This is a genomic window from Citrobacter sp. RHB36-C18 (assembly GCF_013814485.1).
In the GTDB taxonomy this organism is placed as follows: Bacteria; Pseudomonadota; Gammaproteobacteria; order Enterobacterales; family Enterobacteriaceae; genus Citrobacter; species Citrobacter braakii.
This window is the reverse complement of record NZ_CP057125.1, coordinates 3,986,961-4,000,360: the sequence shown is the minus strand read 5'-3', so window position 1 is coordinate 4,000,360 and position 13,400 is coordinate 3,986,961. Positions and strand designations below refer to the sequence as shown.

Sequence of the window (13,400 nt, the reverse complement as noted above, 5' to 3'; positions counted from 1 at the left end):
TATGCGCCGGATATTATCAGTATTGCTGGAAAACGAGTCGGGTGCATTGTCACGTGTGATTGGCCTCTTCGCCCAGCGCGGATACAACATTGAAAGCCTGACCGTCGCGCCGACTGACGACCCGACCTTATCGCGAATGACGATTCAAACGGTTGGGGATGAGAAAGTCCTGGAGCAGATCGAAAAGCAGCTACACAAACTGGTGGATGTTTTGCGCGTCAGCGAACTGGGGCAGGGCGCCCACGTTGAACGAGAAATCATGCTGGTGAAAATCCAGGCCAGCGGCTATGGCCGGGAAGAGGTGAAACGCAACACGGAGATATTCCGTGGGCAAATCATCGATGTTACGCCGTCGATCTACACCGTACAGCTGGCGGGCACCAGCGATAAGCTGGATGCGTTTCTGGCAACGCTACGGGAAGTCGCCAAAATCGTGGAAGTTGCCCGCTCCGGCGTGGTGGGGCTTTCCCGCGGCGATAAAATTATGCGCTAACGCTTACCTGACCTACGCGAGATGCATTGGCTACTGGTTGCTTTTTTTTGCGAAATCAGCAGTAACCAGCGACAAAAGCGGTTGCCGCAGTCATTATTCTGCGCTTAGATGTTAAGAAGTTTAACCCATGCCATCTCAAAGGTTATGGTTTGTACATTTTACGCAAGGGGCAATTGTGAAACTGGATGAAATCGCTCGGTTGGCCGGCGTTTCGCGAACGACTGCAAGCTACGTTATTAACGGCAAAGCAAAGCAATACCGCGTAAGCGACAAAACGGTTGAAAAAGTCATGGCGGTGGTGCGTGAGCATAATTACCACCCGAATGCCGTGGCGGCCGGGCTGCGTGCTGGACGCACACGTTCTATCGGGCTGGTGATCCCGGATCTCGAGAACACGAGCTATACCCGGATCGCAAACTATCTGGAGCGCCAGGCGCGTCAGCGCGGGTATCAACTACTGATTGCCTGCTCTGAAGATCAGCCGGATAACGAAATGCGCTGTATTGAGCATCTTTTACAACGTCAGGTTGATGCCATTATCGTTTCGACTTCCTTGCCGCCTGAACATCCGTTTTATCAGCGCTGGGCGAACAGTTCATTCCCGATTGTGGCGCTGGATCGCGCGCTGGATCGTGAACATTTCACCAGCGTGGTGGGCGCAGACCAGGATGATGCGCAGATGCTGGCGGAGGAGTTACGTAAATTCCCTGCTGAAACCGTGCTCTATCTGGGGGCGCTTCCTGAATTGTCCGTCAGTTTCCTGCGCGAACAGGGTTTCCGTACCGCGTGGAAGGACGATCCGCGTGAAGTGCATTTTCTCTATGCCAACAGCTATGAGCGGGAGGCGGCCGCGCAGTTATTTGATAAATGGCTGGAAACGCATCCAATGCCTCAGGCGCTGTTTACCACGTCGTTTGCCCTGTTGCAGGGGGTGATGGATGTGACCCTGCGCCGCGACGGGCAGTTACCGTCTGATTTAGCGATTGCGACTTTTGGCGACCACGAGCTGCTCGACTTCCTGCAGTGCCCGGTACTGGCGGTGGCGCAGCGCCATCGAGATGTCGCGGAACGCGTGCTGGAGATTGTGTTGGCAAGCCTGGATGAGCCGCGTAAACCCAAACCAGGTTTAACGCGTATACGGCGTAATTTGTACCGTCGCGGTATTCTAAGCCGTAACTAAGTTGCCTCAATTGATGATGTCGGCGGATAAGCCTCTGACATCATCAATTATCCCGTTCTCGGAAATAACCGCATTATAATTAAGAATATTCTTTAGAATTATCTGAAATTGATTCTTCTATTATGCCGAATTAAAAATGCAACTATCCATTTTTGGGTAATTGAGACGTAACGATGCGTTACGGTTGTATTATTTTGTTACAAGCATGTAGGGATTTGCCGAATTAACAAACACTTTACTGGTGTGTTGCGACAATCTCGCCCTTATCTCGCTCCTGTGCGGCGTACAGACTGATTAACTGGTACTGTTATCTCGCTGCATATTGTCCTAAAATGCCGCTCGCGTCGCAAACTGACACTTTATATTTTTCTTTTGATGATATTCAGTTGTTTTAAACAATCATGAGTTGTTGGATTTTTTTCTTACAAATATTCATGACGTTAATTTGCTTCGTTTGCTGTACGGAATTTGTTCAACGCTGATATTAGCCGTAAACAATGGGTTTTTTGCTCCGCTAAGCGCCGTGACTTGCTTGACAAGGTTTTCCTCCGCTCCGTAAACTCCTTTAAGTGGGAATTTGTGGGATAAAGTGGTAATCGGGGGTGAGGCTGGCATGTTCCGGGGAGCAACGTTAGTTAATCTCGACAGTAAAGGGCGCTTATCTGTGCCTACCCGTTATCGGGATCAACTGCTCGAGAGCGCTACCGGTCAAATGGTTTGCACCATTGACATCCATCACCCGTGCCTGCTGCTGTACCCCCTGCCTGAATGGGAAATTATCGAGCAGAAGTTATCGCGTCTGTCGAGCATGAATCCAGTTGAGCGTCGCGTACAGCGCCTGTTGTTGGGTCATGCTAGCGAATGTCAGATGGATAGCGCTGGCCGATTATTGATAGCGCCCATTCTGCGGCAACACGCAGGGCTAACGAAAGAAGTGATGCTGGTTGGGCAGTTCAATAAGTTTGAGCTGTGGGATGAAACGACCTGGTATCAACAGGTCAAGGAAGATATCGACGCTGAGCAGTCTGTTACCGGCGCGCTGTCGGAACGATTGCAGGATTTGTCTCTATAAAATGATGGAAAATTATAAACATACAACGGTGTTGCTGGATGAAGCCGTAAACGGCCTGAATATTCGTCCAGACGGCATCTACATTGACGGGACATTTGGTCGCGGTGGTCACTCACGTCTGATCCTCTCGCAACTTGGCGAAGAGGGGCGTTTACTGGCCATCGATCGCGATCCGCAGGCGATTGCCGTTGCAAAGACGATTACCGATCCCCGTTTTTCCATCGTCCATGGTCCTTTTTCTGCGCTGGCTGATTATGTCGCCGAGCGCGGACTTACCGGTAAGATCGACGGGATTCTTCTCGATCTTGGGGTTTCTTCTCCACAGCTTGATGATGCTGAGCGCGGATTCTCATTTATGCGTGACGGTCCGTTAGATATGCGTATGGACCCAACACGCGGTCAGTCAGCGGCCGAATGGCTGCAAACCGCCGATGAAGCAGACATTGCCTGGGTGATTAAAACCTTTGGCGAAGAGCGCTTCGGCAAACGTATTGCTCGCGCCATCGTAGAGCGCAACCGCATCGAACCGATGACCCGCACTAAAGAGCTGGCGGAAGTGATTGCGGCGGCAATGCCGGTGAAAGACAAATTCAAACATCCCGCGACCCGTACCTTCCAGGCGGTGCGCATTTGGGTGAACAGTGAACTGGAGGAGATAGAGCAGGCGCTAAAAAGCTCGCTCAGCGTGCTGGCACCAGGTGGTCGCCTTTCGGTAATCAGTTTCCATTCGCTTGAAGATCGCATTGTGAAACGCTTTATGCGCGAACAAAGCCGTGGTCCTCAGGTTCCGGCTGGAATACCGATGACCGAAGCGCAGATCAAAAAGCTGGGCGGCCGTGAGTTAAGAGCACTAGGCAAGATGATGCCGGGTGAAGAAGAGGTAGCTGAAAATCCTCGTGCCCGTAGTTCAGTTCTGCGTATTGCAGAGAGGACGAACGCATGATCAGCAGAGTGACAGAAGCCCTCAGCAAAGTTAAAGGATCGATAGGAAGCAACGAGCGCCATGCTTTGCCTGGCGTGATCGGTGACGATCTTTTGCGGTATGGGAAGCTGCCACTCTGCCTGTTCATTTGCATTATTTTGACGGCGGTTACCGTCGTGACAACAGCACACCATACGCGGTTACTGACCGCGCAGCGTGAGCAGCTGGTTCTGGAGCGAGATGCGCTGGATATCGAATGGCGCAACTTGATCCTTGAGGAGAACGCGCTCGGCGACCATAGCCGTGTTGAACGGATCGCAACGGAAAAGCTGCAAATGCAGCATGTTGATCCCTCACAAGAAAATATCGTAGTACAAAAATAAGGATAAACGCGACGCATGAAAGCAGCGGCAAAAACGCACAAGCCAAAACGCCAGGAAGAACAAGCCAACTTTATCAGTTGGCGTTTTGCGTTACTGTGCGGCTGTATTTTGCTGGCACTGGGTTTTCTGCTGGGGCGCGTTGCCTGGCTGCAAATCATCGCGCCAGACATGCTGGTGCGTCAGGGCGACATGCGCTCTCTGCGCGTACAGGAAGTGTCCACATCGCGCGGGATGATTACCGACCGTTCAGGTCGTCCGCTGGCGGTGAGCGTTCCGGTTAAGGCGATTTGGGCCGACCCCAAAGAGGTGCATGACGCAGGCGGCGTAAGCGTTGGTGAACGCTGGAGAGCGCTGTCGACCGCGCTGAATCTCCCGCTCGATCAACTGGCTTCCCGCATTAACGCCAACCCGAAAGGGCGCTTTATCTATCTGGCGCGTCAGGTAAACCCTGACATGGCTGACTACATCAAAAAACTGAAGCTGCCAGGCATTCACCTGCGCGAAGAATCCCGCCGTTACTATCCTTCCGGAGAAGTGACCGCTCACCTTATCGGCTTTACTAACGTCGACAGCCAGGGGATTGAAGGCGTTGAGAAAAGCTTCGACAAATGGCTCACCGGGCAACCGGGCGAACGTATTGTACGTAAAGACCGTTATGGCCGCGTCATTGAGGATATTTCCTCTACCGACAGCCAGGCGGCGCATAACCTTGCGCTAAGTATCGATGAGCGTTTACAGGCGCTGGTCTACCGTGAACTGAATAACGCCGTGGCGTTTAACAAGGCGGAGTCAGGCAGTGCGGTACTGGTGGATGTGAACACCGGTGAAGTGCTGGCGATGGCCAACAGCCCGTCCTACAACCCGAACAATCTCACCGGTACGCCGAAGGATGCGATGCGTAACCGTACGATTACCGACGTGTTTGAACCGGGTTCCACCGTCAAACCGATGGTGGTGATGACGGCGCTGCAGCGTGGCGTGGTTCGCGAAAATACCGTACTTAACACTATCCCTTACCGAATTAATGGCCATGAAATCAAAGACGTGGCGCGTTATAGCGAATTGACCCTCACCGGGGTTTTGCAGAAGTCGAGTAACGTCGGTGTTTCCAAGCTGGCGTTAGCGATGCCGTCCTCAGCGTTAGTAGACACTTACTCACGTTTTGGGCTGGGAAAAGCGACCAATTTGGGGTTGGTCGGAGAACGCAGTGGCTTATATCCTCAAAAACAACGGTGGTCTGACATAGAGAGGGCCACCTTCTCTTTCGGCTACGGGCTAATGGTAACGCCGTTACAGTTAGCGCGAGTCTATGCAACGATCGGCAGCTATGGCGTTTATCGGCCACTGTCGATCACCAAAGTTGACCCTCCTGTTCCGGGCGAGCGTATCTTCCCGGAATCAACCGTGCGTACCGTGGTGCACATGATGGAAAGCGTGGCGCTGCCCGGCGGCGGCGGCGTGAAGGCGGCGATTAAAGGCTATCGTATCGCCATTAAAACCGGTACGGCGAAGAAAGTAGGGCCGGATGGCCGCTACATCAACAAATACATTGCTTATACCGCAGGTGTTGCGCCTGCGAGTCAGCCGCGCTTCGCGCTGGTTGTTGTTATCAACGATCCGCAGGCGGGTAAATACTACGGTGGCGCCGTTTCCGCGCCGGTCTTTGGTGCCATCATGGGCGGCGTACTGCGCACCATGAACATCGAGCCGGATGCGCTGACAACGGGCGATAAAAATGAATTTGTGAATAATCAAGGCGAGGCAACAGGTGGCAGATCGTAATTTGCGCGACCTTCTTGCTCCATGGGTGCCGGGTGCACCGGAGCGAGCACTGCGGGAGATGACGCTCGACAGCCGTATGGCTGCATCGGGCGATCTCTTTGTCGCAGTATTGGGTCATCAGGCGGACGGGCGTCGATATATCCCGCAGGCGATAGCGCAAGGTGTGGCTGCCATTATTGCAGAAGCAAAAGATGAAGCTACTGACGGTGAAATCCGTGAAATGCACGGCGTTCCAGTTATCTATCTCAGTCAGCTTAACGAACGTTTATCTGCACTGGCGGGCCGCTTTTACCACGAGCCTTCTGAAAAAATGCAACTGGTCGGCGTGACCGGGACCAACGGTAAAACCACCACCACCCAATTGCTGGCACAGTGGAGCCAACTGCTTGGCGAAACCAGCGCGGTGATGGGAACAGTCGGCAATGGCCTGCTGGGCAAAGTGATCCCGACGGAAAATACCACCGGCTCAGCCGTTGATGTCCAGCATGTGCTGGCAGGGCTGGTTGCACAAGGCGCAACGGTTGGCGCAATGGAAGTGTCTTCACACGGTCTGGTTCAGCATCGCGTGGCGGCGCTGAAGTTTGCCGCATCAGTATTTACTAACTTAAGCCGTGACCATCTTGATTACCACGGCGACATGGAACATTACGAAGCCGCGAAATGGCTGCTGTATTCCACGCACCATTGCGGCCAGGCCATCGTTAATGCGGATGATGAAGTCGGTCGTCGCTGGTTGGCCAAACTTCCGGATGCGGTTGCCGTATCGATGGAAGACCACATCAACCCGAACTGTCACGGTCGTTGGTTAAAGGCGATTGACGTGAATTATCATGACAGCGGGGCAACGATTCGTTTTACCTCCTCATGGGGTGACGGCGAAATTGAAAGTCGCCTGATGGGCGCGTTTAACGTCAGCAATCTGCTGTTGGCGCTGGCAACGCTGCTGGCGTTGGGATATCCGTTAGCTGATTTACTGAAAACGGCGACACAATTACAGCCAGTTTGTGGGCGCATGGAAGTGTTCAGCGCGCCGGGTAAAACCACCGTTGTGGTTGATTATGCCCATACGCCAGATGCGCTGGAAAAAGCGCTGCAGGCGACACGTCTGCACTGTACTGGCAAACTGTGGTGCGTCTTTGGTTGCGGCGGCGATCGCGACAAAGGCAAACGTCCGTTGATGGGCGCGATTGCCGAGCAGTTTGCTGATGTTGTCGTGGTGACCGATGACAACCCACGTACCGAAGAGCCGCGCGCCATTATTAACGACATTCTGGCGGGTATGCTGGATGCCGGACAGGCGAAAGTGATGGAAGGTCGCGCAGAGGCTGTAACAAACGCCATTATGCAGGCGAAAGAAAACGACGTGGTGCTGGTGGCCGGGAAAGGTCACGAAGACTACCAGATCGTTGGCTCGCAGCGCCTCGACTATTCTGACCGCGTCACGGCAGCGCGTCTGCTGGGAGTCATCGCATGATTAGCGTAACGCTCAGCCAACTGGCGGAGATCCTCCGTGGCGAACTGAAAGGAGCCGATCTGACTCTTGATGCAGTGACAACCGATACGCGTAAAGTTACGCCGGGCTGCCTGTTTGTCGCGCTGAAAGGCGAACGCTTTGATGCCCACGATTTCGCAGACAAGGCGCAAGAGAGCGGGGCGGGTGCGCTGCTGGTCAGCCGTCCGTTGGACACCAACCTGCCGCAACTGATTGTTAAAGATACACGTCTGGCGTTTGGTGAACTGGCGGCATGGGTACGCGCCCAGGTTCCGGCGCGCGTTGTCGCGCTGACCGGCTCTTCCGGTAAAACGTCTGTCAAAGAGATGACCGCATCCATTCTGAGTCAGTGTGGCAACACCTTATATACCGCGGGCAACCTGAATAACGACATCGGCGTACCGATGACGCTGTTGCGCTTAAACAACGATTACGACTATGCCGTGATTGAGCTTGGCGCTAATCATCAGGGCGAAATCGCCTGGACCGTTGGCCTGACGCGTCCGGAAGCGGCGCTGGTGAACAACCTGGCAGCCGCGCATCTGGAAGGCTTTGGTTCACTGGCGGGTGTTGCGAAGGCAAAAGGTGAGATTTTTACCGGCCTGCCAGCGAACGGAATCGCCATTATGAATGCCGACAATAACGACTGGCTGAACTGGCAGAGCATTATCGGCGATCGCAAAGTCTGGCGCTTCTCCCCGAATGCGGCCAACAGCGACTTTTCGGCGGCCAATGTTCATGTGACTTCACACGGCACAGAGTTTTCTCTGCAAACGCCAACCGGAAGCATTGATGTTCTGCTGCCGCTGCCGGGTCGTCACAACATTGCTAACGCCCTGGCGGCGGCTGCGCTCTCTATGGCGGTAGGCGCGACGCACGAAGCGATTAAAGCGGGTCTGAAGGAGCTGCAAGCGGTACCGGGGCGTCTGTTCCCGATTCAACTGGCAGAAAATCAGCTACTGCTGGATGACTCCTATAACGCAAATGTCGGGTCAATGACCGCAGCGGTAAACGTGCTGTCCGAAATGCCGGGCTACCGCGTGTTGGTCGTTGGCGATATGGCAGAGCTTGGCGCGGAAAGCGAAGCATGCCACGTGCAGGTGGGTGACGCTGCGAAGGCTGCAGGTATCGACCGTGTGCTGAGTACAGGGAAACTGAGTCAGGCAATTAGCCATGCCAGCGGTGTGGGTGAGCATTTTGCGGATAAAACCGCGTTGACCGCGCATCTTAAGGCGCTGATTGCAGAACATCAGATTATGACGATTTTAGTGAAGGGTTCACGTAGTGCCGCCATGGAAGAGGTAGTACGCGCATTACAGGAGAATGGGACATGTTAGTTTGGCTGGCCGAACATTTGGTCAAATATTATTCCGGCTTTAACGTCTTTTCCTATCTGACGTTTCGCGCCATCGTCAGCCTGCTGACCGCGCTGTTCATCTCTTTGTGGATGGGCCCGCGCATGATCGCCCGCTTGCAAAAAATGTCCTTTGGACAGGTCGTGCGTAACGACGGTCCGGAATCACACTTCAGTAAACGCGGTACGCCGACTATGGGCGGGATTATGATCCTCACCGCGATTGTTATCTCCGTACTGCTGTGGGCATACCCGTCGAACCCGTACGTATGGTGCGTGCTGGTGGTATTGGTCGGTTACGGCATTATCGGTTTTGTCGATGACTACCGCAAAGTGGTACGCAAAGACACCAAGGGCCTGATCGCGCGCTGGAAATACTTCTGGATGTCGGTGATTGCGCTGGGCGTGGCCTTTGCCCTGTATCTGGCTGGTAAAGATACCCCGGCCACTGAGCTGGTGGTGCCGTTCTTTAAAGACGTGATGCCGCAGTTGGGGCTGTTCTACGTGCTGCTGGCGTACTTTGTGATTGTGGGTACTGGCAACGCGGTCAACCTCACCGATGGTCTGGATGGTCTGGCGATTATGCCGACCGTGTTTGTGGCCGCAGGTTTTGCGTTGGTGGCGTGGGCGACCGGTAACATGAACTTCGCCAACTATCTGCATATTCCCTATTTACGTCATGCCGGCGAATTGGTGATCGTTTGTACGGCAATTGTCGGTGCGGGGTTAGGCTTCTTGTGGTTTAACACTTATCCGGCGCAGGTCTTTATGGGCGACGTCGGATCGCTGGCGCTGGGCGGCGCGCTGGGCATTATTGCCGTGCTCCTGCGTCAGGAGTTCCTGCTGGTGATCATGGGCGGTGTATTCGTCGTAGAAACACTGTCGGTCATTTTGCAGGTTGGCTCCTTTAAGCTGCGCGGACAGCGCATCTTCCGTATGGCGCCGATCCACCATCACTATGAACTGAAAGGCTGGCCGGAACCGCGCGTAATTGTGCGCTTCTGGATTATTTCGCTGATGCTGGTGCTGATTGGCCTGGCAACGCTGAAGGTACGTTAATCATGGCTGATTACCAGGGTAAAAAAGTCGTCATTATCGGTCTGGGTTTGACTGGGCTGTCCTGCGTGGATTTCTTCCTGGCGCGTGGCGTGACGCCGCGCGTAATGGATACCCGCGCGACGCCGCCGGGCCTGGACAAATTACCGGAAGCGGTTGAGCGTCATGTTGGCAGTCTGAATGATGACTGGCTGCTGGCCGCTGATCTTATTGTCGCCAGCCCTGGTATTGCCCTGGCGCATCCTTCGTTGAGCGCCGCCGCAGATGCGGGAATTGAAATTGTCGGCGACATTGAGCTGTTCTGTCGCGAAGCACAGGCACCGATCGTCGCGATCACCGGTTCCAACGGGAAAAGTACAGTCACTACGCTGGTAGGTGAGATGGCGAAAGCGGCCGGTGTGAACGTGGGGGTTGGCGGTAATATTGGCCTGCCCGCGCTGATGCTGCTGGATGACGAACGTGAGCTGTATGTTCTGGAACTGTCGAGCTTCCAACTGGAAACGACCTCCAGCTTACAAGCCGTAGCCGCTACCATTTTGAACGTCACCGAAGACCATATGGACAGATATCCGTTTGGCTTGCAGCAGTACCGTGCGGCCAAACTGCGCGTCTATGAAAACGCGAAAGTGTGTGTGGTCAACGCTGATGATGCGCTGACCATGCCGGTTCGCGGGGCGGATGAGCGTTGCGTGAGCTTTGGCATCAACATGGGTGACTATCACCTGAACCGTCAGCAGGGCGAAACCTGGCTGCGAGTGAAGGGTGAAAAAGTTCTTAACGTGAAAGAGATGACGCTTTCCGGTCAGCATAACTATACCAACGCCCTGGCTGCGCTGGCGCTGGCGGATGCCGCAGGTCTGCCGCGGGCGTCGAGCCTTAAAGCGCTGACCACGTTTACCGGTCTGGCGCATCGTTTCCAGACTGTGCTTGAGCACAACGGCGTGCGCTGGATTAACGATTCTAAAGCCACCAACGTCGGCAGCACTGAAGCCGCGCTGAATGGCCTGCACGTTGACGGTACGTTGCACCTGTTGCTGGGGGGAGACGGGAAATCCGCTGACTTTACGCCGCTGCAACGATACCTGACCGGCGACAACATTCGTCTGTATTGCTTTGGTCGCGATGGCGCGCAGCTTGCTGCTCTGCGACCTGACGTTACGGAACAAACTGAAACCATGGAGCAGGCAATGCGTCTGCTCGCACCGCGCGTGAAGTCGGGCGATATGGTGCTGTTGTCGCCCGCCTGCGCCAGCCTCGACCAGTTCAAGAACTTTGAGCAACGCGGTGACGTCTTTACCCGCCTGGCGAAGGAGTTGGGTTGATGCGCTTATCTCTCCCTCGTCTGAGAATGCCGCGCTTACCGGGACTGGGTGTCCTGGCGTGGGTCTTCGCGGCACTTAAAGGCTGGGTGATGGCTTCGCGTGATAAAGACGCGGACAGCCTGATTATGTATGACCGCATGCTGCTGTGGTTGACCTTTGGTCTGGCAGCGATCGGTTTTGTGATGGTGACATCGGCATCGATGCCCGTAGGACAACGTCTGGCGGGCGATCCTTTCCTGTTTGCTAAGCGTGATGCACTGTACATCTTCCTCGCCTTCTGTCTGGCGATGGTGACGCTGCGTCTGCCGATGGAGTTCTGGCAAAAGTACAGTACGACGATGCTGATAGCCTCGATCATCATGCTGCTGATTGTGCTGGTGGTGGGTAGCTCCGTTAACGGGGCGTCGCGCTGGATTGCGCTGGGGCCGCTGCGTATTCAGCCTGCGGAATTTACCAAGCTGTCGCTGTTCTGTTACCTCGCCAACTACCTGGTGCGTAAAGTTGATGAAGTGCGTAACAACCTGCGCGGTTTCTTAAAACCGATGGGTGTGATCCTGGTGCTGGCTATTTTACTGCTGGCACAGCCTGACCTTGGTACGGTGGTAGTGCTGTTTGTCACTACCCTGGCGATGCTGTTTCTCGCCGGAGCGAAACTGTGGCAGTTCATTGCCATTATCGGCATGGGGATTTCAGCGGTCGTGCTGCTGATCCTTGCCGAACCGTATCGTATTCGCCGCGTAACCTCTTTCTGGAACCCATGGGAAGATCCGTTCGGCAGTGGCTACCAGCTGACGCAATCCCTGATGGCCTTTGGTCGCGGTGAGGTTTGGGGGCAGGGCTTAGGTAATTCAGTCCAAAAACTGGAGTATTTACCAGAAGCGCACACCGACTTCATCTTCGCCATCATTGGGGAAGAGCTGGGTTATATCGGTGTGGTATTGGCACTTTTAATGGTATTCTTCGTCGCTTTTCGCGCGATGTCGATTGGCCGTAAGGCGTTGGAAATTGACCACCGTTTTTCAGGCTTTTTAGCCTGCTCTATCGGGATCTGGTTTAGCTTCCAGGCACTGGTAAACGTCGGTGCGGCGGCGGGTATGCTGCCAACCAAAGGTCTGACGCTGCCGCTGATCAGTTATGGTGGTTCAAGTTTGTTGATTATGTCGACGGCCATCATGTTTTTGTTACGTATTGATTATGAAACGCGTCTGGAAAAAGCCCAGGCGTTTACACGAGGTGCACGATGAGTGGTCAACCGAAGCGGTTAATGGTGATGGCAGGCGGTACCGGCGGGCATGTGTTCCCGGGGCTGGCGGTCGCGCACCATTTAATGGCCCAGGGCTGGCAGGTTCGTTGGCTGGGCACCGCCGATCGTATGGAAGCGGACTTAGTGCCGAAACACGGCATTGAAATTGACTTTATTCGTATCTCCGGTTTGCGTGGTAAAGGCGTCAATGCGCTGCTTGCCGCACCTGTGCGTATTTTTAATGCCTGGCGTCAGGCGCGCGCCATCATGAAGCAGTTTAAACCCGATGTGGTGCTGGGTATGGGCGGCTACGTGTCTGGCCCTGGCGGTCTGGCGGCCTGGTCATTAGGTATTCCGGTTGTACTGCATGAGCAGAACGGCATTGCGGGATTAACTAACAAATGGCTGGCGAAGATTGCCACTACGGTGATGCAGGCTTTTCCTGGTGCTTTCCCGAATGCGGAAGTGGTAGGTAACCCGGTGCGCACTGACGTGCTGGCGCTGCCGTTGCCAAAAGCGCGTCTGGCCGGGCGTGAAGGTCCGGTTCGTGTATTGGTCGTCGGGGGATCTCAGGGCGCACGCGTACTGAACCAGACGATGCCGCAGGTTGCCGCAAAGCTTGGCGGCGCGGTGACTATCTGGCATCAGAGCGGCAAAGGCGCGCAGCAGACCGTTGAACAGGCGTATGCCGACGCGGGACAACCGCAGCACAAGGTCACTGAGTTTATTGATGATATGGCAGCGGCCTACGCGTGGGCTGATGTCGTGGTTTGTCGCTCAGGCGCGCTGACGGTGAGCGAAATTGCCGCCGCAGGTTTGCCTGCGCTGTTTGTGCCGTTCCAGCACAAAGACAGACAGCAGTATTGGAATGCGCTGCCGCTGGAGAAAGCGGGCGCCGCCAAAATTCTGGAGCAGCCGCAGTTTACTGTGGATGCCGTCGCCAGCACCCTTGCCGGGTGGTCGCGAGAAACGTTATTAACCATGGCAGAACGTGCGCGCGCCGCATCCATACCGGATGCCACAGAGCGCGTTGCAAATGAAGTGAGCCGGGCTGCCCGGGCGTAATTGTGGTGATGCCTTTTGCATCGCATGAACTAAGAA

At 54.8% G+C, this 13,400-nt stretch carries 12 protein-coding genes; all 12 read left to right on the top strand.

Going from position 1 to position 13,400, the window contains the following annotated elements:
- Position 1 precedes the first annotated feature (1 nt).
- The gene (ilvN, locus tag HVZ52_RS19070) at positions 2 to 493 is read left to right on the top strand and encodes an acetolactate synthase small subunit (protein WP_003829566.1); all 492 of its coding nucleotides are present in this window, start codon (positions 2 to 4) and stop codon (positions 491 to 493) included.
- A gap of 175 nt (positions 494 to 668) precedes the next feature.
- Positions 669 to 1,673 (top strand): catabolite repressor/activator, encoded by a 1,005-nt coding sequence (cra, locus tag HVZ52_RS19065; RefSeq protein WP_016151689.1) that lies wholly within the window; start codon positions 669 to 671, stop codon positions 1,671 to 1,673.
- A 613-nt stretch (positions 1,674 to 2,286) separates the two neighbouring features.
- On the top strand, positions 2,287 to 2,745 hold the full coding sequence (gene mraZ, locus HVZ52_RS19060) for a division/cell wall cluster transcriptional repressor MraZ (protein ID WP_005124560.1): 459 nt from the start codon (positions 2,287 to 2,289) through the stop codon (positions 2,743 to 2,745).
- 1 nt (position 2,746) lies between these two features.
- Positions 2,747 to 3,688, top strand: coding sequence for a 16S rRNA (cytosine(1402)-N(4))-methyltransferase RsmH (gene rsmH / locus HVZ52_RS19055; RefSeq protein WP_016151690.1), 942 nt, complete (start codon positions 2,747 to 2,749; stop codon positions 3,686 to 3,688).
- Positions 3,685 to 4,050 (top strand): cell division protein FtsL, encoded by a 366-nt coding sequence (ftsL, locus tag HVZ52_RS19050; protein ID WP_006686695.1) that lies wholly within the window; start codon positions 3,685 to 3,687, stop codon positions 4,048 to 4,050. Before rsmH ends, ftsL begins: the two co-directional genes overlap by 4 nt.
- A 15-nt stretch (positions 4,051 to 4,065) precedes the next feature.
- A complete protein-coding gene (ftsI, locus tag HVZ52_RS19045) occupies positions 4,066 to 5,832 on the top strand; it encodes a peptidoglycan glycosyltransferase FtsI (RefSeq protein WP_016151691.1) in 1,767 nt (588 codons plus the stop codon).
- The gene (murE, locus tag HVZ52_RS19040; protein ID WP_181598591.1) at positions 5,819 to 7,306 is read left to right on the top strand and encodes a UDP-N-acetylmuramoyl-L-alanyl-D-glutamate--2,6-diaminopimelate ligase; all 1,488 of its coding nucleotides are present in this window, start codon (positions 5,819 to 5,821) and stop codon (positions 7,304 to 7,306) included. Before ftsI ends, murE begins: the two co-directional genes overlap by 14 nt.
- Positions 7,303 to 8,661 carry a UDP-N-acetylmuramoyl-tripeptide--D-alanyl-D-alanine ligase gene (gene murF, locus HVZ52_RS19035; protein WP_019078371.1) on the top strand — a complete coding sequence of 453 codons (1,359 nt, stop codon included), beginning with the start codon at positions 7,303 to 7,305 and terminating at the stop codon, positions 8,659 to 8,661. Before murE ends, murF begins: the two co-directional genes overlap by 4 nt.
- Positions 8,655 to 9,737, top strand: coding sequence for a phospho-N-acetylmuramoyl-pentapeptide-transferase (gene mraY, locus HVZ52_RS19030; protein WP_016151694.1), 1,083 nt, complete (start codon positions 8,655 to 8,657; stop codon positions 9,735 to 9,737). The genes murF and mraY overlap by 7 nt, the downstream gene beginning before the upstream one ends.
- A 2-nt stretch (positions 9,738 to 9,739) precedes the next feature.
- Positions 9,740 to 11,056, top strand: coding sequence for a UDP-N-acetylmuramoyl-L-alanine--D-glutamate ligase (murD, locus tag HVZ52_RS19025; protein ID WP_016151695.1), 1,317 nt, complete (start codon positions 9,740 to 9,742; stop codon positions 11,054 to 11,056).
- A complete protein-coding gene (ftsW, locus tag HVZ52_RS19020; protein ID WP_016155689.1) occupies positions 11,056 to 12,300 on the top strand; it encodes a cell division protein FtsW in 1,245 nt (414 codons plus the stop codon). Before murD ends, ftsW begins: the two co-directional genes overlap by 1 nt.
- Entirely contained in the window at positions 12,297 to 13,364 is a 1,068-nt protein-coding gene (murG, locus tag HVZ52_RS19015) for an undecaprenyldiphospho-muramoylpentapeptide beta-N-acetylglucosaminyltransferase (RefSeq protein WP_047499873.1), read from the top strand. Before ftsW ends, murG begins: the two co-directional genes overlap by 4 nt.
- The last annotated feature ends 36 nt before the right edge of the window (positions 13,365 to 13,400 follow it).